This is a genomic window from Pseudomonas sp. B707, from assembly GCF_022496685.1.
Lineage (GTDB): Bacteria > Pseudomonadota > Gammaproteobacteria > Pseudomonadales > Pseudomonadaceae > Aquipseudomonas > Aquipseudomonas paraglycinae.
Map to the genome: position 1 here is coordinate 51,350 of NZ_WTVE01000019.1, position 22,103 is coordinate 73,452.

Sequence of the window (22,103 nt, forward strand, 5' to 3'; positions counted from 1 at the left end):
GGACGTGAGCCGGGGCGGGAAATTTAGGCCGTTCGGCAAAAACCGCCGGTCACTGATGAGGTACCGGCACCACCGCAATCTTGTACGGGTCGAAGATCTTCAGCATCTGCCCGTTGTCGCGCAGGCCTTGCAGCAGCTTGCCGAACGCTTCGCCGGTGATCGGCGCCTTCGGACTGAGAATCGCGTAGTGGTGGTAGATCTGGTCGATGCGCTGGGACACCAGCAACTCGTCGCGCACCTTTTCGTTGCGCAGCAGGTAATCGAACAGGTACGAGCGAGTCACCAACGCAATGTCCGCGCGCCCGCGCAAGACCATCAGCAGGTTGCTGTCGTGGGAATAGGTCAGCGTGGCGTTGTAGGTTTCGGCGAGGTACTTGGGATCGGCGTTGAAGTTGGCGAATTCGTAGTGATAGCCGCTGTACAGCGCCAGCCTTTTGCCCTTGAGATCCGCGAAGTAGTTCTGCTGGCGACCGGGCTTGTTCTGCGCGACGAAAATCTCTGCGTCCTCAAGCCCCATGTCGACGGTGGTGTGGGGAATGTCTTTCCAGCCCCACTCCGGATTTTCGAAGATCGCCATGTCGGTGCGGCCATCCTTGAAATCGCCGAACCGGCGAGGAATCGAGGTGGGCACCAGTTCAAAACGATAGTCGCTCTGGGCGCTGTTCAACGCGGCGACCAGTTCCGGCAGCAGGCCGGTGTCGGCGCCGTTTTCCGGGCGAATGGTGTAGGGCGGAAAATGCGCTGCGCCCACCCGAACCACCTGCGCCGCCGGAGCAGGCAATACCCATAAAGCAGCCAGCGCTGCGAGCATCAGCCCGGCGGCCGTCCGAATTGGCGAAGACTTCAAAACACCCCACTCCCCGAAAAAGTACCGATCATTGCATTCAAGCTAGGCGGTTTCGCCCAGTTAGCCAGTTTCCCGGCCCGATAGAAAGCGCCTAGCGCTCCTCGAGCACCAGAATCAGCGCTTCTTCGGCCAGTTGATCCAGGCTCAGACTGCCGCCGGCACGGAACCAGGTGGTGGTCCAGGACAACGCGCCCGTGAGAAAACGTCGGGTAATGAACACGTCGCCACGGATGAACCCCGCCTCCTTGGCCTCGCCCAGCACTTGCAGCCAGAGGTCTTCGTAGATGTCGCGCAGCGCCAGCACTTTGGCCTGGCCGTCTTCGGACAGCGAGCGCCATTCATACACCAGCACCGCCATCGCCTCGCCGCTGCCGCCCATGATCGACTGCAATTCGCAGCGGATCAGCGCCAGCACCCGCTCGCGCACATCGGCGGCATCGGCAAGGGCCGCACGCATCAGCGCGGTGTTGTAGCGGATGGTTTCTTCCATCACCGCCCGCAGGATTTCATCCTTGCTCTTGAAGTGATGAAAGATGCTGCCCGACTGAATCCCCACGGCACCGGCCAGATCGCGAACCGTGGTGCGCTCGTAGCCTTTGTTGCGGAACAGGTGGGCCGCCACTTGCAGCAGTTTGCCGCGAGCGCTGTCCGGATCGGTCAACTGGCCGGCATCGACCAGTTCACGCATGACCCTCAGGGCTTTTTGCTCGTCCACCCGTTCTCTCCTACAGTCGATCAGTCAAATGCGCCGTACGCCGCAGAAACGGCGGGGTTGCGCGGGCAATTTAAGCCGCCGGCGGTGACCAAGCAAGCGCTTGGGCAGAAGATAATTCCAGGCGTTTACAAACCAAGCGCTTGCTTGGTAGTCTCGATGCACTTCTGTCACAGGTTGCTGAGTCGGAGATCAAAATGCCCACCACGGTTCGCATCGGATGCGCCAGCGCATTCTGGGGAGACACCTCGACCGCCGCCGCGCAGCTTGTGGCCGCAGGACAGCTGGATTATCTGGTCTTCGACTACCTCGCCGAAATCACCATGTCGATCATGGCCGGCGCACGCATGAAGGATCCGCAGGCCGGGTTCGCCGGCGATTTCATCGAAGTCCTCGCGCCTCTGTTGCCGCAACTGGCCGAACAGAAAATTCGCGTCATCAGCAATGCCGGCGGGGTCAATCCCAAGGCCTGCGCCGCCGCGCTGCAAGCGGCCTGCGACAAGGCTGGCGTGGCGCTGAAGATCGCCGTGCTGTCGGGCGATGACCTGCAACCCCAGTTCAAACAACTGGCCACCCAAGGCATCACGGAAATGTTCAGCGGCGCCCCGCTGCCGCCGATGTGCGTGTCGACCAACGCCTACCTCGGCGCGCCGGGCATCGTCGAAGCGCTGCGCCTTGGCGCCGACATCGTGATCACCGGCCGGGTGGTCGACAGCGCAGTGGTCAGTGCCGCGCTGGTGCACGAATTCAGCTGGTCGTGGCACGACTACGACAAACTCGCGCAAGGCGCCTTGGCCGGGCACATCATCGAATGCGGCGCGCAGTGCACCGGCGGCAACTTCACCGACTGGCGCGACGTGCCGGACTACGAACACATCGGTTTCCCGATCGTCGAAGTCAGCGCCGACGGCCAGTTCATCGTCAGCAAACCCGAAGGCTCCGGCGGACTGGTTACGCCACTGACCGTCGGCGAGCAGATGCTCTACGAAATCGGTGATCCGCAGGCCTATCTGTTGCCCGATGTGGTCTGCGATTTCAGCCAGGTCAAACTCCAGCAACAAGGCAAAAACGCGGTCCGGGTCCACGGCGCCAAAGGCTTGCCGCCCAGCGACCAATACAAGGTCAGCGCAACGTATCCGGACGGTTTCCGTTGCACCGCCAGTTGCCTGATCGCCGGCATCGATGCCGTGGAGAAAGCCCGGCGCGTCAGCCAGGCGATTCTCGACAAAACCTCGGAGATGCTCGACCAGAAAGGTCTCGGGCTCTACACCGAAACCCACGTCGAACTGCTCGGCAGCGAAGCCACCTACGGCCCTCACGGCCAGCGCCGGGACAGCCGCGAAGTGGTGATCAAACTCGCCGTACGCCACCCGAACAAACAAGCGTTGATCCTGTTCTCCCGGGAGATCGCCCAGGCCGCCACCGGCATGGCGCCAGGGCTGACCGGGATCGTTGGCGGACGGCCGACGGTATATCCGTTGATCCGGCTGTTCTCGTTCCTGATCGACAAAAGCGCCTGCACATTGCAGATCGACATCGCCGGCGAATCTCACCCGTTCACCCTGCCCGCCCCTGCAACACTCGACAGTCAGGATCTGCCCCTGCCCCACGAAACGCCCAAACCCCAGGGCCGCGCCGACGCGAGCGTGCCATTGGTGAAACTGGCCGTGGCGCGCTCCGGCGACAAGGGCAATCACAGCAACATCGGCGTCCTGCCGCGCCGTCCCGAATACCTGCCGTGGATCGCCGAAGCGCTGACCCCGGCCGTGATTGTCGACTGGATGAGCCATGTCCTCGACCCGATTCACGGCCGGGTCGAGCGCTGGTATCTGCCGGGCACCCACAGCCTCAACTTCCTGCTGGAAAACGCCCTTGGTGGCGGCGGCGTGGCGAGCCTGCGCATCGACCCGCAAGGCAAGGCCTTCGCCCAGCAATTGCTGGAAATCCAGATCCCGGTGCCGCAGAGCATCGCCGAACAGTTCGACTAGAGGATTGGCACCATGGCGTTCGAATCGATTTTCCGGGCTGATCTGTTCAGCGGCCAGACCGTCATCGTCACCGGGGGCGGCAGTGGCATCGGGCGTTGCACCGCCCATGAACTGGCGGCGCTCGGGGCCAACGTGGTGCTGGTCGGGCGCAAGCCGGAAAAGCTGCAAAGCGTCGCCGCCGAAATTGCCGAGGACGGCGGTCGGGCGAGCTGGAGGGCCTGCGATATCCGTGACGAAGAGGCGGTGAAGGCGCTGGTCAGCGAACTGATCCGCGAACACGGGCCGATCCACGGGCTGGTCAACAATGCCGGCGGCCAGTACCCGTCGCCCCTGGCCTCGATCAATCAGAAAGGTTTCGAAACCGTACTGCGGACCAATCTGGTCGGCGGCTTCCTGATGGCCCGGGAAGTGTTCAATCAATCGATGAGCAAACACGGCGGCAACATCGTCAACATGCTCGCCGACATGTGGGGCGGCATGCCCGGCATGGGCCACTCCGGCGCTGCGCGTTCGGGCATGGACAACTTCACCAAAACGGCGGCGTTCGAATGGGGTTATGCCGGCGTTCGGGTGAATGCGGTGGCGCCGGGCTGGATCGCGTCCAGCGGCATGGACACTTACGAAGGCGCGTTCAAGGCCGTGATCCCGACCTTGCGCGAACACGTGCCGCTCAAGCGCATCGGCACCGAATCGGAGGTCAGCGCAGCGATCGTGTTTCTGCTCAGCCCGGCTGCCGCGTTCATCAGCGGCAGCACCTTGCGCATAGACGGCGCGGCCAGCCTGGGCAGTCGCGCCTGGCCGCTGCACAAGGCGACCCACAGCGAATCCTTCAACGGTTTTCACCGGGCCTATATGCCGGACGTTTTGAAGGACAAGGAGTAAGCCATGCCGCAGATCCAGTCCCAACTCGACCCGCACAGCGAAGCCTTCGCCCGCAACCGCGCAGCCATGCTCGCCGCCATCGAGCAAGTCCAGCAGCTCGAACAGAACCTGCTGAACAAGGCGGCCGAGGCTAAGCCGAAATTCGACAAACGTGGACAACTGTTGCCCCGTGAACGTCTGAATCTGTTGCTCGACCCCGGCGCGCCGTTCCTCGAACTGGCGAGCCTGGCCGGCTACAAACTCCACGACGACAAGGACGGCAGCTCGGCCGGTGGCGGCTTGATCGCCGGCATCGGTTACGTGTCCGGCGTGCGCGCCTTGATCGTGGCGAACAACAGCGCGATCAAGGGCGGGACGATTTCCCCGTCGGGTCTGAAAAAATCCCTGCGCCTGCAACAGATCGCCCAGGAAAACAAACTGCCGGTCATCACCCTCGCCGAAAGCGGCGGCGCCAACCTCAATTACGCGGCGGAGATTTTCGTCGAAGGCGCACGCAGCTTTGCCAATCAGGCGCGGATGTCGGCCATGGGGCTGCCGCAGATCACCGTGGTGCACGGTTCGGCCACCGCCGGTGGCGCGTATCAGCCGGGGCTGTCGGATTACGTGGTGGTGGTGCGCGGCAAGGCCAAGCTGTTTCTTGCCGGCCCGCCGTTGCTTAAAGCAGCGACCGGTGAAGTCGCCACCGACGAAGAACTGGGCGGCGCCGAGATGCACGCGCAAGTCGCCGGCACCGCAGAATACCTGGCCGAAAACGATGCCGACGGCGTGCGTCAGGTGCGGGAAATCGTCAGCCTGCTGAACTGGAACGAGCAAATACCGTGGCTGCCCGAGCCGCAATTCAAAGAGCCGCTGTACCCCATCGACGAACTGCTCGGCCTGATCCCGGACGACCCGAAAAAGCCCTACGACGTGCGCGAAATCATTGCGCGGATCGCCGACGAATCGCGCTTCCTGGAGTTCAAGGGCGAGTTCGATCAGCAGACCGTTTGCGGGCACCTGAAAATCCAGGGGCGCGCCTGCGGTTTCATCGGCAACAACGGCCCGATCACGCCCAACGGCGCGAGCAAAGCGGCGCAATTCATTCAACTCTGCGATCAGAGCCAGACACCGCTGCTGTTTTTCCACAACACCACCGGGTTCATGGTCGGCACCGAATCGGAACAGCACGGCGTGATCAAGCACGGCTCGAAACTGATCCAGGCCGTTGCCAATGCGCGGGTGCCGAAACTGACGATCGTGGTCGGCGGCTCCTACGGCGCGGGCAACTACGCGATGTGCGGACGCGGGCTTGATCCGCGCTTCATCTTCGCCTGGCCCAACAGCCGCACCGCCGTGATGGGTGGCGCCCAGGCCGGCAAGGTGTTGCGCATCGTCACCGAAGCCAAACAGCTCAAGGACGGCCTGGTGCCCGACCCGAAAATGCTCGACATGCTGGAGCAGGTCACCGCGCAGAAACTCGACAGCCAGTCCACCGCCCTCTACGGCAGCGCCAACCTGTGGGACGACGGGCTGATCGATCCGCGTGACACCCGCACCCTGCTCGGCTACCTGCTGGACATCTGCCACGAAGCCGACATCCGCACGCTGCAACCCAACAGCTTCGGCGTCAGCCGGTTCTGATCGCCACGGACTAAAGGAGAACAATAAAAATGATCTTCACCCCGGAACACGAAGCACTGCGCCGTACCGTCCGCCAGTTCGTCGAGCACGAGATCAACCCCCACGTCGATGAATGGGAAAAGGCCGGGCGCTTTCCGATCCACGAGATTTTCCGCAAGGCCGGCGACCTCGGTCTGCTGGGGATTTCCAAGCCGGAAAAATTCGGCGGCATGGGCCTGGATTACAGCTATTCGATCGTCGCCGCCGAAGAGTTCGGCACCATCCACTGCGGCGGCATTCCGATGTCGATCGGCGTGCAGACCGACATGTGCACCCCGGCCCTCGCCCGCTTCGGTTCCGATGAATTGCGCGACGAATTCCTGCGCCCGGCCATCACCGGCGAGCAGGTCGGTTGCATTGGCGTCTCGGAAGTCGGCGCTGGCTCCGATGTCGCCGGGCTCAAGACCACCGCACGCAAGGACGGCGACGACTATGTGATCAACGGCAGCAAGATGTGGATCACCAACTCGCCGAGTGCTGATTTCATCTGTCTGCTGGCCAACACTTCGGACGACAAACCGCACGTCAACAAGTCGCTGATCATGGTGCCGATGAACACGCCGGGCATCAGCCTCAGTTCGCACCTCGACAAGCTCGGCATGCGCAGTTCGGAAACCGCCCAGGTGTTTTTCGACAACGTGCGCGTGCCCCAGCGCAATCGCATCGGCCACGAAGGCGCCGGGTTCATGATGCAGATGCTGCAGTTCCAGGAGGAACGCCTGTTCGGCGCGGCGAACATGATCAAAGGCCTGGAATACTGCGTCGACAGCACCATCGAGTACTGCAAGGAACGCAAGACTTTCGGCAATGCGCTGATCGACAACCAGGTGATCCACTTCCGCCTCGCCGAATTGCAGACCGAAATCGAATGCCTGCGGGCGCTGGTCTATCAGGCCACCGAGCAATACGTGAAAGGCCAGGACGTCACCCGACTGGCTTCGATGGCCAAACTCAAGGCCGGGCGCCTCGGCCGCGAAGTCAGCGACAGTTGCCTGCAATACTGGGGCGGCATGGGCTTCATGTGGGACAACCCGGTGGCCCGCGCCTACCGCGACGTGCGGCTGGTGTCGATTGGCGGCGGCGCCGACGAAATCATGCTGGGGATCATCTGCAAACTGATGGGCATCCTGCCGGGGAAAAAGAAATGAGCGCCCTGCCCGATTGCCAGACGCTGCTGCTGGAACGGCACAACGGCGTGTTGCACATCACCCTCAATCGCCAGGAAAGCCGCAATGCCATGAGCCTGCAAATGGTCGCCGAGTTGCGCGCCGTGCTGGCAGAGGTGCGCGATGACCGCAGCGTTCGCGCGCTGGTGCTCAGCGGTGCCGGCGGGCATTTCTGCGCTGGCGGCGATATCAAGGACATGGCCAACGCCCGCGCTCAGGGCAGCGATGCCTATCGCGAGTTGAACCGTGCCTTCGGGTCGTTGCTGGAAGAAGCGCAGCACACGCCGCAAGTGCTGATCACCGTGTTGCAGGGCGCGGTGCTCGGGGGCGGGTTCGGGCTGGCGTGTGTCAGCGATATCGCCATCGCCGATCATCAGGCGCAATTCGGTTTGCCGGAAACCAGCCTCGGCCTGCTGCCGGCACAGATCGCGCCGTTTGTTGTGCAGCGCATCGGCCTGACCGAGGCCCGCCGCCTGGCCCTGACCGCCGCCCGCTTCGACGGCCATCAGGCCCGACGTCTGGGGCTGGTGCATTTTGTCGAGCAGGATCCACAGGCGCTCGCCGAGCGACTGGATGAAGTGCTCGACCATGTCCTGTGCTGCGCCCCCGAAGCGAATGCCGTGACGAAAAAATTGCTGCTGGCCAGCGCCGGCCAGCCGTCGAGTGAACTGCTGGACGAAGCCGCGCAGTGGTTCAGCGAAGCGGTGACCGGTGCCGAAGGCATCGAAGGCACGATGGCGTTTGTGCAAAAGCGCAAACCGAGGTGGGCCCCTTAGAAGCATCGCGGGCAAGCCCGCTCCCACAGTTTTTGTGAGCACCACTGAATCCTGTGGGAGCGGGCTTGCCCGCGATGAGGCCCTTCAATCCACCGCCAACATTCAGGAAAACCACCATGCCCGCCCTCCACAAAATCCTGATCGCCAACCGCGGTGAAATCGCCTGCCGCATCCAGCGCACCGCCCAGGCGCTTGGCTATCGCACGGTCGCGGTGTTCAGCGACGCCGACGCCGACGCACTGCACGTGCAAATGGCCGATCAAGCGGTGAACATCGGCCCGGCGCCGGTGCAGCAGTCCTACCTGAACATCACGGCGATCCTCGACGCCGCCCGGCGCAGCGGTGCCGACGCAATCCATCCCGGCTACGGCTTTCTCTCGGAAAATGCCGAATTCGCCCGCGCCTGCGAACAGGCCGGCCTGACCTTCATCGGCCCCAGCGTCGAAGCCATCGAACTGATGGGCAGCAAACGACAGTCGAAAATCGCCATGCTCGCCGCCGGCGTCCCGTGCATCGCCGGCTATCAAGGCGCCGAGCAGGACGACGTGACGCTGACCCGCGAAGCCGAGCGCATCGGTTACCCGTTGATGATCAAGGCCAGCGCTGGCGGTGGCGGGCGCGGCATGCGTCTGGTGCACAGCGTCGAGGAATTGCCAGCGCAATTGCGCACGGCGCGCTCCGAAGCCTTGAACGGTTTCGGCAGCGACGAACTGATCCTCGAACAGGCGTTGATCGAACCGCGCCATGTCGAAGTGCAGCTGTTCGGCGATCACCACGGCAACCTGATCTACCTCGGGGAACGCGACTGTTCGATTCAGCGTCGGCACCAGAAAGTCATCGAAGAAGCACCCTGCCCGGTGATGACCGAAGAACTGCGCCAGGCAATGGGCGAAGCGGCGCTCAAGGCCGGGCGTGCGGTGAACTATGTCGGCGCCGGCACCGTGGAGTTTTTGCTAGATGCCGATGGCCGGTTCTACTTTCTGGAAATGAACACCCGGTTGCAGGTCGAGCACCCGGTGACTGAACTGATTACCGGGCTGGACCTGGTGGCGTGGCAACTGTCGGTCGCCGAGGGCCAACCGCTGCCACTGACCCAGGCGCAGGTGAAACTCGATGGCCACGCGATGGAAGTGCGCCTCTACGCCGAAGACCCGGCCCAGGGTTTTCTACCGCAGACCGGGCGTGTCGAAGCCTGGGCGCCGGCACTGGATCGCGGTGCACGGATCGATCACGGGTTGATCGAAGGCCAGTCGGTCTCACCGTTCTACGACCCGATGCTCGGCAAACTGATCGCCCACGGCGCGACCCGTGAAGAGGCCCGGCGCAAACTGCTGTGTGCGGTTCAAGACAGCGTGTTGCTGGGCGTGCATAGCAATCAGCGGTTGCTCGCCAGCCTGTTGCAGCATCCGCAGTTCATCAGCGGGGAGTTCGGCACTGGCTTCATCCCGCAATACTTCGCAGATCACGACTGCCTTCGCGCCTATTCGCCCAGTGCCGAAGATCTGGCCGTGGCGGCGGTGCTGTTTTACCAATCTGTCGCACAGCAACACCGCGCCCCGCTGTCCGGATGGCGCAACAATGCCGGTGCGCCGTTGCTCTATCGCATCAGTCTCGACGCCCGCGACTGGAACGTGCAACTGCGCGCCAGTCCGGACAATACGTTTGCAGTGCAGGTCGCGGAGCGCGTCATCGAACTCAAACTCATCGAACACACCGTCGGGGCCGTGACACTGGAAATCGACGGCCTGCGACAGCGCCATGCCTATCGGCTGCGCGACGACCAGCTCTGGCTGTTCACCCACCCCGGCAGCCTGCACCTGGTGGATCGAACTCATGCTGTGATCGACAGTCAGACCAGCGTCAGTTCCGGCACGTTGAAAGCCCCGATGGATGGCGCCATCATCGATGTGCTTGTCAGCGAAGGCAGCCCGGTCAGCAAGGGCCAACTGCTGGTGGTGCTGGAAGCGATGAAAATGGAGCACCCGCTCAAGGCCGGCATCGACGGCGTGCTCAAGCGGGTGCAGGTCAAGATCGGCGATCAGGTAAAAAATCGTCAGGTTCTGTTGCAGGTCGAGTAGTCGCCGCGCGCATCCGCAAGGTTTGACTACGCTCTGAATAATCAGGACGCGGAAATCAGGAACCCTGCGATGCCCCATTGGCTGGTCATAGATCTGGAAGCCACCACCGATGAGGGTGGCTGGCCGGTTACGGAGATGGAGATCATCGAGATCGGCGCGACCCTGGTTGATCGCGCCGGTCGCGAGCAGGATCACTTCCAGCGCTTCGTCAAACCGACGCGGCGTCCCTTGCTGACGCCGTTTTGCCGCGAACTCACGCACATCACCCAGGCCAACATCGACGCGGCGCAGCCGCTGAGTGAAGTGTGGCCTGCGTTCGAGCGCTGGCTCGGTCAGCACCAGACACGCCTTGAAGGCTGGGCCAGCTGGGGCGATTACGACCGCAAACAGTTGCTTCAGGAATGGCAGCGCCTGCAACTCGACAGCGCGCTGAGCCGGGTGCCGCACATGAACCTCAAACAGCGCTTTGCCAAGGCCCGACGCCTCGAACGGCCACTGGGCCTCAATGGCGCGTTGCAACTGGCGGGCATGCAATTCACCGGTCAACAACACCGGGCGCTGGAAGATGCGCGCAATACCGCCCGATTATTGCCGTTGGTGCTGCCGCTCTAGGGCAGGTGACGGCGCCATGAGCCTTGTGCATACTGGCCGACCCTTTTTGACCCTTTTAAGCCCTTTTCGAGAGGAATCGCCCATGTTTAAAGTCAACGAGTACTTCGACGGCACCGTCAAGTCGATCGCTTTTGGCACCGCTGAAGGCCCTGCGACCATCGGCGTCATGGCCCCGGGCGAATACGAATTCGGCACCAGCCAGCGTGAAATCATGCACGTGGTTTCGGGCGCACTGACCGTCAAACTGCCGGACAGCAGCGACTGGGAAACCTTCGCCGCCGGCAGCCAGTTCAACGTGCCAGCCAACAGCAAGTTCCAGCTGAAAGTGGCCGTCGACACCGCTTACCTGTGCGAATACCGCAGCTGAAACCCCGGTTTCCTGCGGTCATAAAAAATGCCCGTGTCCTTGGACACGGGCATTTTTCGTTTCAGGGCCGTTTATTCGAGGATTTCCACCGGCATACCGACTTCAAGCCGTCCGTTGCCGTCGTTGACCAGGTTCTGGCCAAACATCGCGCCGTCGGCTTGGGCGCGAGTCTTCTGCAAGGTCGCCAGCGGTTCACGGTCAGCGCTGCGCTCACCTGTCTGCGGATCGATCGTGGTGAGAATGCACCGCGAGCAGGACTTGACCACGCGGAACTCGACATCGCCGATTCGAATCCGCTTCCAGCCATCCTCGGCGTAAGCATCACTGCCTTCGATCACCAGATTCGGCCGGAACCGCAGCATTTCCAGCGGACGCCCGACTTCCTGCGACAGGTGTTGCAGCGAGGCCTCACCAATCAGCAGCAGCGGGAAACCATCGGCGAATGCCACTTGATCGTCATCGTTGCCGTACCCGGCCTGGGTCGTCCGGGCACGATCCAGCGGCACTTGCACCAGTCGGGTCGGCTTGCCGATGAAATCGCTGACCCAGCGGGCCGCCTCTTCACCGGCATCCGGCACACGCAGGGTGTCACGCCAGATGGTTACGCCGCGCAGGTCATCGTCGCTGCCGGGCAGGGCGACATCGATTGCCGAATGCCCCGGCGCGCTGAGCGTCAGACCGCCGCTGGCATTCCACAATGCCGACAACTGGCTCATCTTCGCTTCGGCACGCTGGGTCAGGAATCGCCCGCTGGCCTCGTCCACCAGCATCCAGCGTCGGTCGCCCTCAAGCCCCAGTTTGTCCAGGCCGATCCCTTGCAGGACTTCGCCCTTGGCGGATTTCAACGGGTAACGATAAAGCGCGCTCAGACGCAGCATGGCCAGCTCCCTGGTGGGTCAAAAACGCCACCCTATACGAGCTTTGTCAGCGAATCAAAGGCTGACGCAGGGTCAGCCTCGACACGTTGATCAGGCCGGCACTTCGTCGAGCATCAGACGCTGGCGCACCACATCGACCAGCTTGTCCGGCTGGAACTTGGAGAGGAAGTTGTCGCAGCCGACCTTCTTCACCATCGAGTCGTTGAAACTGCCGGACAGCGAGGTGTGCAGCACCACATACAGGCCACGCAGGCGCGGGTCGTTGCGGATTTCGGTGGTCAGCCGGTAGCCATCCATTTCCGGCATTTCAGCGTCGGTAAAGATCATCAGCAGCTTGTCGGTCATGTTCACCCCGGTGTCCGCCCAGGCCTTGAGCATGTTCAGGGCTTTCAGGCCGTCGCTGGCGATGTGCATCTTCACGCCCAACTGGCCGAGAGTGTCGCGCAATTGCGAGAGCGCCACGTTGGAGTCGTCCACCAGCAACACTTCACGGCCACGGGCGCGTTCGAGCACCGGATCGTCCAGTTTGTCGCGCGAAACCTTGGCGTTGTACGGCACGATTTCGGCGAGGACTTTCTCGACGTCGATGATTTCCACCAGTTGATCGTCGACCTTGCTGATGGCCGTCAGGTAATGCTGACGACCGGCGCTTGTCGGCGGTGGCAGGATGGCTTCCCAGTTCATGTTGACGATGCGGTCCACGCCACCGACGAGAAACGCCTGCACCGAACGATTGTATTCAGTGACGATGATCGTGCTGTTCGGGCCAGGCACCAATGGCCGCATGCCGATCGCTTGGGACAGGTCGATCACCGGCAGCGTCTGCCCACGCAGGTTGACCACACCGCAGACAAACGGGTGACGCTGGGGCATCAGGGTCAGTTTCGGCAACTGCAGGACTTCCTGAACCTTGAACACGTTGATCGCGAACAATTGGCGTCCGGCCAGTCGAAACATGAGAATTTCCAGGCGATTCTCACCCACCAGTTGCGTGCGTTGGTCTACCGTGTCGAGAATGCCGGCCATCAATGACTCCTGGGCTTGTTCTGATGAATTCACTATTGGGGGTTATCGGCTGAATCTGACGGATCTTGATCCCGTCACAAATCACCAACAAAATGCCATGAGCAGGCATTGATGTCACATTAACATCATGCTTTACTGGCCCGGTGAAATCATCTGCTACATTCTCTTCGGCGCGACCTCGATTTGCGCGACAGGTTCCCGTGCCTAAGGGAATCCCCTAGTAACAATCAGGCCCAACCTGATATTCGCGATATCCAATAGCCATTAATGTGACGCCATTCTCATTGCATGAACGGAGTCAGGCTATTGTGTGCGATCGCAATTCAGTGGAAACACATCCTCTTGAAACCCCAGGTCTGTGCCAATGCACACCGGGGCGCGGTCTCGCGACGGTTCATGATCGTCGACACACACGGCATTCCCTCATCAGACATGACGTGGTGGAGATAAGCATGCCGAACGACCGTAGTGACTGGGCGCAGCGGTTCCCCGAATTTCTTGTCGAGGCTGAAACGCTCCTGGCCAAGTCTGAAGAATGCCTCAGCCACTTGCAGCTGATCAGCAATGACAAGGACGCCATCGACTGCATGCTCAGCACCCTCCTCAAGCTGGCGAACAAGGCCGATGCCCTGGCGCTGGGGGCGGTGTCCGAATTCTCCCTGCACCTGCATGGCCTGCTCACCCAGGTTCAGGATCACGTGGATTTGCATGCGCAGGCCCTGGAAGCACTGAAAGACTGCTTCACCCTGATGGCCTGGCAACTGGAGCTGGTTGACCCAAGCACCGGCCAATTGGGCCTCGATGAAAGCGAGCAGGCGTCGCTGATTGAAGCCTTTGCCTGCCAGGTCGGACAGACTCACTTTCAAATGCCGCTCAATGGCAAGCCGATGTCCCTCGTCTCCTGGACGGAACGCCAAGCGTAACCGAGCATACAGTGGGCTGTTCGGGCCCGTCAGTTCTCGCCGTCGAATGTCGCAATTGAATAGTTCATGCCTGCCTGCGACACCTCCCAATAAATAATTACGTGCGATGAATGCAGACTATCCTCTGCGGATGTCAGGGTTTTCCTGTGTAAAAGAAAACTTGTGGTGCATCGATAATTATCGAGTCGGGTACTTCAACTTTTCCATTATGGAACCCTCGTCCAACATGGCCTGTTTCCTGACTCTTTGGACATATAGCGCAAACGCGACCAACGGTATGTTAAGTGGTATTATGCCGCCCGTTAGTTGTTTCAGTTAATGGCATTGTGACTTCTATGAGCAGTCTCCACCGAAGTTGGCGCTCAATTATCGATCACTGAACCGTTTTGAAATCAACAACCTGAATGACAGTTTTCCAGACAGAGACCGCCAGCCCTTCTGACCGGTCTGCCCGCAGCGAACATCCATTGGCTCCATCCGCTATGTACGCCAGCCTCAAGTCAATCACCACATGGCCTCCCTCCCGAGAAAATGCCCGCAGGTTCACACTCCTGCTGTGCACGGCTTCGGCCTTGGGCAGTCTGTTGAGCTATGGCATCTCTGCGCCGTTGTCGCTCGGCCTGCTGCTGATCAACGTGGCGGCTGCCGGTTGCGTCTGGACCCAACATCGTCTGTCGCGCAAATCCATCAAGTTCCAGCCTCAGGAACTCGCCGACCGTTTGCTGGAAGTCCAGGAAAACGAGCGCCATCGCCTGAGCCGTGAACTGCATGACGATATCGGCCAACTGCTGACCGCCGCCAAGCTGCAAAGCGAATGGCTCAAGCGTCGCTTGCCCGCGGACATGCAGGAACACTGTTCAGTACTTTGCGAGACGCTCGAAGAAACCCTTAACAAGGTTCGCGACGTTTCGGCCATTCTCAACCCGCGGCAACTGACCAGCCTTGGTCTGGAAGCGAGCTTGCGTGCGCACCTGCTCAAGGTACTGGCCAATACTTCGGTGCACTGGAGTCTGGACTGCCAGCAGCGCCTGAACGGAATCCCCGAAGAAATGGCCGTGGCCGCCTTTCGTATCACTCAGGAAGCGGTGACCAACATCCTTCGCCATGCGCAGGCCAAAAACCTGTTGATCCGCGTGCAACGCCTGCCGCAGGGCCTGACCCTGCTGATCAGCGATGATGGCCTGGGCTTTTCCCCGGCAGCGAATCCGGGTCGCGAAGGACAGCGGGGCATGGCCGGGATGGCCGAACGGATCGAGCAACTGGGCGGCACACTGAGCGTGACCAGCGAGCCGGGCAAAGGTACTCAAATCGAAGCACTATTCCCCTGGGCGCCCCGTGCACTCGAGCGGGCCAGTACGAATAAGGTTATGCGTTGACTTGTAACTTACTTCTGGTGGATGACCACTCGCTGATCAGGGCCGGCGTGCGCGCCCTGGTGCTGGATATTCCCGGTTATGCGGTCATCGGCGAGGCCAATGATGGCTCGCAGCTGCTCGAGATGGTCGAGCTGCTGTCTCCCGATATCGTATTGCTGGACATTTCCATGAAGGAAACCGGCGGCCTGGAAGCCTTGCAGCGGCTCAGACGGGTACGCCCGCACGCCAAAGTGCTGATCCTGTCGATGCACACCGACCCCGCGCTCATCATGCAGGCGCTGGAGTCCGGTGCGCACGGTTACCTGCTCAAGGACACCACGGCCACCGAGCTCGAACATGCACTGGAAGCACTGCGCAACAACGAGCGCTACCTGAGTCCTGCCATCGCCCATACCGTGATCAATCAGGCGCTGACCCGCAATCTGAAGCAGCAGCCGGAAGTCGCCGAGTCGCACAACCTGACGGCACGCCAGCTGGAAATCCTGCGTTTGATCGTGCGCGGCAAGTCCACGCGAGAAATCGCCAATGGCCTGGGCTTGAGCATCAAGACGGTCGAAACCCACCGGTCGCAGATCATGAAACGCCTGCAGATCTACGATGTGGCGGGCCTGGTGCTGTTCGCCGTGCGCGAACAGATCATCAGTCTGGACGACTGACCCGGGGCGTTGCGCCCAACAGCGGCGAGTCCTTGGGCAAATGCAAACGCAACGCCCCCGGGCGCGCCGCAAACCGCAGGCTGTCGCCCTCCAGTGGCTCACCGTCGAGATTGATGCAAAGCCCTTCGGCAACCTTGATTTCAACCCACGGCAAACGGGTACGCACGAACATGTTATCGATGCCAAATCCGTCGCTGAGCAGATTTTTCAGCGTGCCGACCAGCTCCTGTGGCGCTGGCAGAATGCTGATATCCAGAAGACCGTCGTCCACCAACGCTTCCGGGCACAACACATGCCCGCCGCCCGCCTGACGACCGTTGCCGATCCCCAGCGCCAGCAGCTCGCCACGCCAGTGAAAATCCGGACCCTGCAATTCGCCATAAGCGGCATGCAACTCACTGAACCGCGATAAACCGGTGAACAGATAGGCCGCGCCGCCCAGCACTTTTTTCAGATCTTCCGACGTGTTGGCGGTCACCTGGCTGCCGAATCCGCCGGTGGCCATGTTCAGGAAAATCTGCCCGCCGACCTCGCCCAGATCAATGTCATGGGCGGGTGCCTCAAGCAATTCGAGCGCTTCGGCCGGCTCCAGCGGAATGGCCGCCGCGCGGGAAAAATCGTTGGCGGTTCCCAGCGGCAACAGCACCAGGCTGGCCTTGCCCGGCTGCGCCGCCATTGCTTCGGCGATATCGCGCAGGGTGCCATCTCCGCCACCGGCAATGATCTGACTGTATCCCGCCGCCAGCGCCTCCTCCACCAGTCGCTGGGCATCGCCGGCCTCCCAGGTCAGGCGCACAGCCAGTTCCCAGCCCTGCTTGCGTTTGTTCTCGACAGCGGCACGAACCGCCTCGTTGAGTGCCTGCTTGCCATGCAGAATCAACAATGCCTTGCGTTCACTCATTGCTGTTACTCCCGGAATTGAATCAGTACGGGACATCTTGACCACCAACGCAGGTAAAAAAGTCACACGCCTTCTGATTAATTCCTGAGGCTCACACTGATCGTCCTACATGCCGGTACATTTTCGTACAGAACGTAAGGAATCGGCTCAATTGACCCAGCCCGGTCCTTGGTACAACGTGTGTCGGCGTCAGCAATCTTCAATTCAATTACACAAGGATGTGCATGTAATGAGTGCATACAGTTTCAGGACTTACGAAAATTTGCATTCCGGCATTTGCCGACAGAACCCCATCGCATCAGGCGGGTGTTTCCATGCAAAGCCATGAAGCAAGATTATCCGTGAGTCCGGTTGCCTCTCTCTCCGAAAGTCGCGCCAGTCTTAAAGACGAATTCAAATGCAGCGCCAGAAGTACTGGAGAAAACGAAATGGAACCGCGCGTCACCGAGCTGGAAACTCACCTCAAGTACATTCGACGTGACATGGACGAAGTCAGAGGAGACGTCAAAGCCATCAAACATCGTCTTGCCTATTCGGCAGGCGCGACAGCGATGGTGCTCGGACTGTTGGGCTGGATTGCCAACAGCCGGTTCGATCAGCTCGTCACACTGCTCAGCCGTTGAACGGCTGAAAGGCACGCATCGTTTTGCGACGATGCCTGCCTTTCAAATGCCTGCAATCAACCGAGAAGCTCGCTGAGTGGAATGAATGGCACCTGGTCACCCTTGGCCAAGACTCGGCCTTCCTGCACCTCCACCAGACCCTCGGCCCAGGCAGCGCTGCGCAGAACGCCCGAACTCTGGTTGCGGTAGATAATCGCTTGCCCCTGCTCCAGACGTCCGCGCAGAAATTCACGGCGGTTACCGGCCTGAGGCCAGACAAATCCTGCGGGCACCGAAAACTTCAGCGGCTCGACATCCTGCACGCCTTGGCGACGCAACAGATAAGGTCGGGTCAACAAAGCAAAGGTCACCAGTGTCGAGGCCGGATTACCCGGTAACCCAATCACCGGGACACCGCGAAAATGCCCGACCGTCAGCGGCTTGCCGGGTTTGATCGCCAGCTTCCAGAGTGTCAGTTCGCCCTCTTCCCTCAATGCGATTCCGAGGAAATCCGCTTCCCCTACCGATACGCCACCGGTCGACAGGATCAGGTCTACATCCTGGAGCTCCCCAAGTCGCGCACGGGTGGTGGGCAAGTCATCAGGAAGAATACCGGCATCCACCACTTCACATCCCAGGCGCTGCAACCAGCTGCACAACAACACCCGGTTACTGTTGTAGATCTGTCCCGGCCCCAGTGTCGTGCCCGGCTCGACCAACTCGTCCCCCGTGGACAGCACCGCCACACGGACCCGGCGAATCACCTCGAGCCCAGCGCAACCCAGTGACGCGGCCAACCCCTGCTCGATCGGACCGAGCCGGGTTCCGGCAGGCAAGACCAGCTCGCCAACAGTCGTTTCCTGGCCTCGCGGGCGAATGTTTTGCCCGGTCACCATCGTCTCGATGAAACTCACACGTTCGTCGGCATGAATCTCGGCGTTTTCCTGCATCTCGACACAGTCGGCACCGGCAGGCACCGGCGCGCCGGTAAAGATCCGCGCACAGGTGCCTGGTTCCAAAGGCTTGGGCGCCTGTCCGGCGAAGATCTTCTGACTGACCGGCAACGGTTCGCCGGTCCAGTCGGCCAGATTCAACGCGTAACCGTCCATGGCGCTGTTCGGCCACGGCGGCAGATCCAGTGTCGAAATCAGATCCTGCGCCAGCACCCGCCCCTGAACATGCGCCAGTGGCAAAAACTCACTCTCGACAATCCGCGAGCTCTCGGCCATTTCCAGCAATCGCGCGAATGCCTCTTCGACGGGCATCAGGCTGCCGGTCTTGCCCGGCTTACCCACGGGATTCACAAGGCGCCGCCTGTTTCAAATGAGTGACGAAATTGCACGGGCGGTGGCGTGAGTCCAGTTGCTCGGCGAGGATGCCATCCCAACCGGTGCGCACTGCGTTGGTCGAACCTGGCAGGCAGCAGACCAGCGTGCCATTGGCCAGTCCCGCCAAAGCCCGGGATTGCACGGTGGAGGTGCCGATGTCGGCCACCGAGATCTGGCGGAACAGCTCACCAAAGCCATCGACCTGTTTGTCCAGCAGGCAAGCGACCGCTTCCGGGGTGCTGTCACGGCCAGTAAAACCGGTGCCTCCGGTGATCAGCACGACTTGCACGACGTCTTCGGCAATCCAGTGGGCGACTTGCGCACGGATCTTGTACAGGTCATCTTTGAGCAGCACTCGCTGCGCCAGATAATGGCCGGCGGCCGTCAGCCGGTCGACGAAGACCTGGCCGGAGGTATCGGTTTCCAGGGTTCGGGTATCGCTGACCGTCAACACCGCGATATTAAGCGGCACGAAAGGTACATCAGCCTTGGCTTTCATAGGCTCGTCCAGTTGTAGAAGAAACAGCCCGGTGTTATATCACAGCGCCCCCTTTTTTCGCCGCCCCTGCAGAGAGCTGCCATGACTTCGAACTCGCCACTACCACCCTGCTCCATTCTGTTGCTGGCAGGTGGACGCGGCCAGCGGATGGGCGGCCAGGACAAGGGACTTGTGGAGTGGCACGGTGAACCACTGATCGCACATCTGCATCGCAAGGTTCGGCCGTTGACGGATGACCTGATCATCTCCTGCAACCGCAATCGTGAACGCTATGCGCCGTTCGCCGACCAATTGGTAAGCGATGACGAGGAGGACTTTCCCGGACCATTGGCCGGTATACGCGCCGGCTTGAAAGCCGCGCGCCACACCCACCTGCTGGTTCTGCCCTGTGATGTTCCGCGCATCGATATTGCGCTTCTGCACAGCATGCGCGAGGCGGCCAGTCTGAATTCTGAAAAACCTTTAATGTTGCGCCATGACGATCACTGGGAACCGCTACTTTGCGTGATCCCGGTGGCACTCCTGCCGGCATTCGAAAACGCCTGGAGCGCAGGAGAACGCAGCCCCGGCCGAGTGATGCGCAATCTTGATGCCCAGGCCCTGGTTTGCCCTGACAACGATCCACGCCTGGCCAATCTCAACACCCCTGAACTGTTGAGTTCGCACAACACTGTGTCAGACTGACAGCATTCAAGGAACTTGCACGCCTTGTATACGTCTCAAGCTCAGTAACCAAAAGAATTTCCCTTCGGAGACACACTCATGACTCAACGGACCCTCGCCACTTTCATGCTCGCACTGGGCCTCGCCACCCTCGCCGGTTGCGCTTCGCCAACAGTGATCACCTTGAATGACGGTCGCGAAATCCAGGCTGTCGACGCCCCTAAGTATGATGAAGATTCGGGCTTCTACGAGTTCGAACAACTGGACGGCAAGCACACTCGCATCAACAAGGATCAGGTCCGCACAGTCAAAGAGCTGTAAGTATTCAGTTCGACAGCGGATACAGAAAAGCCCGCAATATGCGGGCTTTTTCGTGTCTGGCAGAAAAGGGTCGATACCCGGAATCACCAGTCCAGCGTGATTCGGCTTTCAAATTCGCGCACCTGCCCCGTGACCGGATCGATGAATCGCAATCCCTGCGCCAGCAGTTTGAGCGGATTGGCGTAGTCATCTTCAACGTCTTTGAGCACTTCAGGGTAGAACGGATCATTGCAGATGCTCGCCCCCAGCGCCGTCATGTGCACCCGTAACTGATGCTTCTTGCCAGTTACCGGGTACAGGCCGTAGCGCCAGAGTTCGCCGTTCTTTTCACGAACCTCCACCGCCGTTTCAGTGTTACTCACACCCGGCCCTTCCTGCATGCGGAAAAACGGTTCGCCGTCGACCATGCGACTCTTGTGCACCAACGGAAAGTCCAACTCGGGCAGCGCGGCCGCAATGGCTTCATAGCGTTTTTCGATCTGCCGAGTCGGGAACAGTGACTGATACGCCGACCGCGTCTGTGGGTTGGCCGAAAAAATCACCAGCCCGGCCGTGTGCCGGTCAATCCGGTGCAGCGGCACCAGATGGGGATTGTCCAGGCGCCGGATCAATCGGCGAAGCAACGTCTGTTCGACGTACTCGCCTGCCGGGGTCACCGGAAGGAAATGCGGCTTGTCCGCCACCACCAGATGGTCATCCGCATACAGGATCGACTCGACCACCGGGATCGGCTTTTCATCCAGCACTTCACGAAAATAGTGAATGCGCAGCCCTTCCTTGTAGGGCAAGTCCAACGCAATCGGCTGACCCTGACCGTCGAGCACCCGGCCCCGGGCGATCCGATCCAGCCATTGATCGCGCCCGATGGCATTGAAATGCTCACACAGGCAGTCGAGCACTGTCCGCCAGCTACCGGGGGGCAGATACAGCGTGCTGGCCTGATTCTGTGCGGCGGAAAACGTTGATGTGCTGGACATACGAAAACTCTAACCTTCAAAGCAGAGCGGCATTATCCAACACCGGGCGCAGCAGACCTAGCGCGGAATCAGGCGGGGATCGATTTGAGCGCTGCTGCCTCGGTGAATTCCTTCAGCCAGCGAAGTACATCAACGGCTTCCCAGCGACCTGGGTCATACAAGGCGTACAAAAGCCCCTGATAACCGACCACATCCAGTTGCTTGTGATAGCCGGCGCGCTGGAACAACGCCTCGATCTCGGCAAAGCAGGTATTGAAATGCAGCTTGTTGAAGGGAGTCTTGCCTTCCGTGACCAGACCGTCCAGGCGCAATTCGTGGACGGCCTCGCGCACCACGTCAACCGACATCCCCTTCACGCTGCTTTTCAACTGTTCGACATTGACCACGGTGGCTCCCTCTGACATCCAGTTTGCCCTGACAAATGCCCGAAAACGGCAAGGCAGGCCAACCCAATTACTGTATGCGCATACAGTAACCGAATAACCCGAAAAGTGCCAAGCCGTGATTAGCGAAGGTGGCGAACGCCATCAACGCAAACGAGAAAAAGTCATTAACGCAGGAATGCCACCACCTGATCGGCGCTGAACGGCCACCCCAGTTCCGCGCCGGTATCGACCCTGCGCAAGACCGGGATCCGCAGGCTGTAAGCCTCGAACCATGATTCATCGTCAGCAATATCCACCAGCTCCACCAGCAGACCATGCTCGACAAAAGGCATCAGTTCGGCCTCCGCGACTTCACACAAATGGCACCCCAGGGTGCCGAACAACTGGCATTCAGGAAGCATGTGCGCTCAACCCCAAAAATCGAGTGATCATTCTAGGCCTGCCCGCAAAGCCCGTCGACCCACCCACCGGGTTCGATCC

Annotated in this window: 24 protein-coding genes; 14 read left to right on the forward strand and 10 right to left on the reverse strand. The window is 60.7% G+C overall.

What is annotated here, in order from left to right; genetic code table 11:
* Window positions 1-49: 49 nt before the first annotated feature.
* Entirely contained in the window at window positions 50-847 is a 798-nt protein-coding gene (locus GQX66_RS09085; RefSeq protein WP_102686440.1) for a transporter substrate-binding domain-containing protein, read from the reverse strand.
* 91 nt (window positions 848-938) lie between these two features.
* Complete coding sequence (locus tag GQX66_RS09090) at window positions 939-1,562, reverse strand: TetR/AcrR family transcriptional regulator (protein ID WP_007955773.1); 624 nt, start codon at window positions 1,560-1,562, stop codon at window positions 939-941.
* A gap of 194 nt (window positions 1,563-1,756) precedes the next feature.
* On the opposite strand from GQX66_RS09090, the gene GQX66_RS09095 reads away from it, so the two are divergent.
* The 8 genes from GQX66_RS09095 (at window position 1,757) to GQX66_RS09130 (ending at window position 11,087) form a co-directional block, all read left to right on the forward strand.
* Window positions 1,757-3,547 (forward strand): acyclic terpene utilization AtuA family protein, encoded by a 1,791-nt coding sequence (locus GQX66_RS09095; RefSeq protein ID WP_240868343.1) that lies wholly within the window; start codon window positions 1,757-1,759, stop codon window positions 3,545-3,547.
* A 12-nt stretch (window positions 3,548-3,559) separates the two neighbouring features.
* A complete protein-coding gene (locus tag GQX66_RS09100; RefSeq protein ID WP_085744941.1) occupies window positions 3,560-4,429 on the forward strand; it encodes an SDR family oxidoreductase in 870 nt (289 codons plus the stop codon).
* A 3-nt stretch (window positions 4,430-4,432) separates the two neighbouring features.
* Window positions 4,433-6,049 (forward strand): acyl-CoA carboxylase subunit beta, encoded by a 1,617-nt coding sequence (atuC, locus tag GQX66_RS09105; RefSeq protein ID WP_240868359.1) that lies wholly within the window; start codon window positions 4,433-4,435, stop codon window positions 6,047-6,049.
* 29 nt (window positions 6,050-6,078) lie between these two features.
* On the forward strand, window positions 6,079-7,236 hold the full coding sequence (gene atuD / locus GQX66_RS09110; RefSeq protein WP_085710720.1) for a citronellyl-CoA dehydrogenase: 1,158 nt from the start codon (window positions 6,079-6,081) through the stop codon (window positions 7,234-7,236).
* On the forward strand, window positions 7,233-8,030 hold the full coding sequence (locus GQX66_RS09115; RefSeq protein ID WP_240868381.1) for an enoyl-CoA hydratase-related protein: 798 nt from the start codon (window positions 7,233-7,235) through the stop codon (window positions 8,028-8,030). The genes atuD and GQX66_RS09115 overlap by 4 nt, the downstream gene beginning before the upstream one ends.
* Before the next feature lie 116 nt (window positions 8,031-8,146).
* A complete protein-coding gene (locus GQX66_RS09120; RefSeq protein ID WP_102686446.1) occupies window positions 8,147-10,108 on the forward strand; it encodes an acetyl/propionyl/methylcrotonyl-CoA carboxylase subunit alpha in 1,962 nt (653 codons plus the stop codon).
* A 69-nt stretch (window positions 10,109-10,177) separates the two neighbouring features.
* The gene (locus GQX66_RS09125; RefSeq protein WP_011335265.1) at window positions 10,178-10,720 is read left to right on the forward strand and encodes an exonuclease domain-containing protein; all 543 of its coding nucleotides are present in this window, start codon (window positions 10,178-10,180) and stop codon (window positions 10,718-10,720) included.
* A gap of 82 nt (window positions 10,721-10,802) precedes the next feature.
* The gene (locus tag GQX66_RS09130; RefSeq protein ID WP_236189604.1) at window positions 10,803-11,087 is read left to right on the forward strand and encodes a pyrimidine/purine nucleoside phosphorylase; all 285 of its coding nucleotides are present in this window, start codon (window positions 10,803-10,805) and stop codon (window positions 11,085-11,087) included.
* A 71-nt stretch (window positions 11,088-11,158) separates the two neighbouring features.
* Here the strand turns inward: GQX66_RS09130 and GQX66_RS09135 are convergent, their stop codons facing one another.
* Both GQX66_RS09135 and GQX66_RS09140 read right to left on the reverse strand, forming a co-directional pair.
* The gene (locus GQX66_RS09135) at window positions 11,159-11,965 is read right to left on the reverse strand and encodes an MOSC domain-containing protein (protein ID WP_085744946.1); all 807 of its coding nucleotides are present in this window, start codon (window positions 11,963-11,965) and stop codon (window positions 11,159-11,161) included.
* A 90-nt stretch (window positions 11,966-12,055) separates the two neighbouring features.
* Complete coding sequence (locus tag GQX66_RS09140; protein ID WP_034155209.1) at window positions 12,056-12,991, reverse strand: chemotaxis protein CheV; 936 nt, start codon at window positions 12,989-12,991, stop codon at window positions 12,056-12,058.
* Between the two features lie 452 nt (window positions 12,992-13,443).
* On the opposite strand from GQX66_RS09140, the gene GQX66_RS09145 reads away from it, so the two are divergent.
* The 3 genes from GQX66_RS09145 to GQX66_RS09155 all read left to right on the forward strand — a co-directional run bounded on the left by GQX66_RS09145 (window position 13,444) and on the right by GQX66_RS09155 (window position 15,946).
* Window positions 13,444-13,914 (forward strand): hypothetical protein, encoded by a 471-nt coding sequence (locus GQX66_RS09145; RefSeq protein WP_085744947.1) that lies wholly within the window; start codon window positions 13,444-13,446, stop codon window positions 13,912-13,914.
* Window positions 13,915-14,396: 482 nt separating this feature from the next.
* On the forward strand, window positions 14,397-15,290 hold the full coding sequence (locus GQX66_RS09150; protein WP_085744948.1) for a sensor histidine kinase: 894 nt from the start codon (window positions 14,397-14,399) through the stop codon (window positions 15,288-15,290).
* On the forward strand, window positions 15,287-15,946 hold the full coding sequence (locus GQX66_RS09155; protein ID WP_007955750.1) for a response regulator transcription factor: 660 nt from the start codon (window positions 15,287-15,289) through the stop codon (window positions 15,944-15,946). Before GQX66_RS09150 ends, GQX66_RS09155 begins: the two co-directional genes overlap by 4 nt.
* On the opposite strand, the gene yegS is transcribed toward GQX66_RS09155, so the two are convergent.
* Window positions 15,930-16,847 carry a lipid kinase YegS gene (gene yegS / locus GQX66_RS09160; RefSeq protein ID WP_102686451.1) on the reverse strand — a complete coding sequence of 306 codons (918 nt, stop codon included), beginning with the start codon at window positions 16,845-16,847 and terminating at the stop codon, window positions 15,930-15,932. The genes GQX66_RS09155 and yegS overlap by 17 nt on opposite strands.
* 314 nt (window positions 16,848-17,161) lie before the next feature.
* Here yegS and GQX66_RS09165 point away from each other — a divergent pair, with 314 nt between their 5' ends.
* Window positions 17,162-17,470: a hypothetical protein gene (locus GQX66_RS09165; protein WP_173892738.1), complete on the forward strand. Its 309-nt coding sequence runs from the start codon at window positions 17,162-17,164 to the stop codon at window positions 17,468-17,470.
* A gap of 56 nt (window positions 17,471-17,526) precedes the next feature.
* Here GQX66_RS09165 and glp read toward each other — a convergent pair whose 3' ends face one another.
* Together glp and moaB are read right to left on the reverse strand one after the other, a co-directional pair.
* Window positions 17,527-18,753, reverse strand: a complete 1,227-nt coding sequence (gene glp / locus GQX66_RS09170) for a gephyrin-like molybdotransferase Glp (RefSeq protein ID WP_134021169.1) — start codon at window positions 18,751-18,753, stop codon at window positions 17,527-17,529.
* A complete protein-coding gene (gene moaB / locus GQX66_RS09175; protein WP_085744951.1) occupies window positions 18,737-19,276 on the reverse strand; it encodes a molybdenum cofactor biosynthesis protein B in 540 nt (179 codons plus the stop codon). The genes glp and moaB overlap by 17 nt, the downstream gene beginning before the upstream one ends.
* An 81-nt stretch (window positions 19,277-19,357) precedes the next feature.
* Here moaB and mobA point away from each other — a divergent pair, with 81 nt between their 5' ends.
* The gene (gene mobA, locus GQX66_RS09180; RefSeq protein ID WP_085744952.1) at window positions 19,358-19,960 is read left to right on the forward strand and encodes a molybdenum cofactor guanylyltransferase MobA; all 603 of its coding nucleotides are present in this window, start codon (window positions 19,358-19,360) and stop codon (window positions 19,958-19,960) included.
* Between the two features lie 78 nt (window positions 19,961-20,038).
* Window positions 20,039-20,260, forward strand: a complete 222-nt coding sequence (locus tag GQX66_RS09185; protein WP_039770418.1) for a YgdI/YgdR family lipoprotein — start codon at window positions 20,039-20,041, stop codon at window positions 20,258-20,260.
* Between the two features lie 83 nt (window positions 20,261-20,343).
* On the opposite strand, the gene GQX66_RS09190 is transcribed toward GQX66_RS09185, so the two are convergent.
* The 3 genes from GQX66_RS09190 to GQX66_RS09200 form a co-directional block, all read right to left on the reverse strand.
* On the reverse strand, window positions 20,344-21,237 hold the full coding sequence (locus GQX66_RS09190) for a pseudouridine synthase (RefSeq protein ID WP_129972566.1): 894 nt from the start codon (window positions 21,235-21,237) through the stop codon (window positions 20,344-20,346).
* A gap of 68 nt (window positions 21,238-21,305) precedes the next feature.
* A complete protein-coding gene (locus tag GQX66_RS09195) occupies window positions 21,306-21,623 on the reverse strand; it encodes a transcriptional regulator (protein WP_240868629.1) in 318 nt (105 codons plus the stop codon).
* A gap of 164 nt (window positions 21,624-21,787) precedes the next feature.
* Complete coding sequence (locus GQX66_RS09200) at window positions 21,788-22,024, reverse strand: glutaredoxin family protein (RefSeq protein ID WP_007955734.1); 237 nt, start codon at window positions 22,022-22,024, stop codon at window positions 21,788-21,790.
* Window positions 22,025-22,103: the final 79 nt, after the last annotated feature.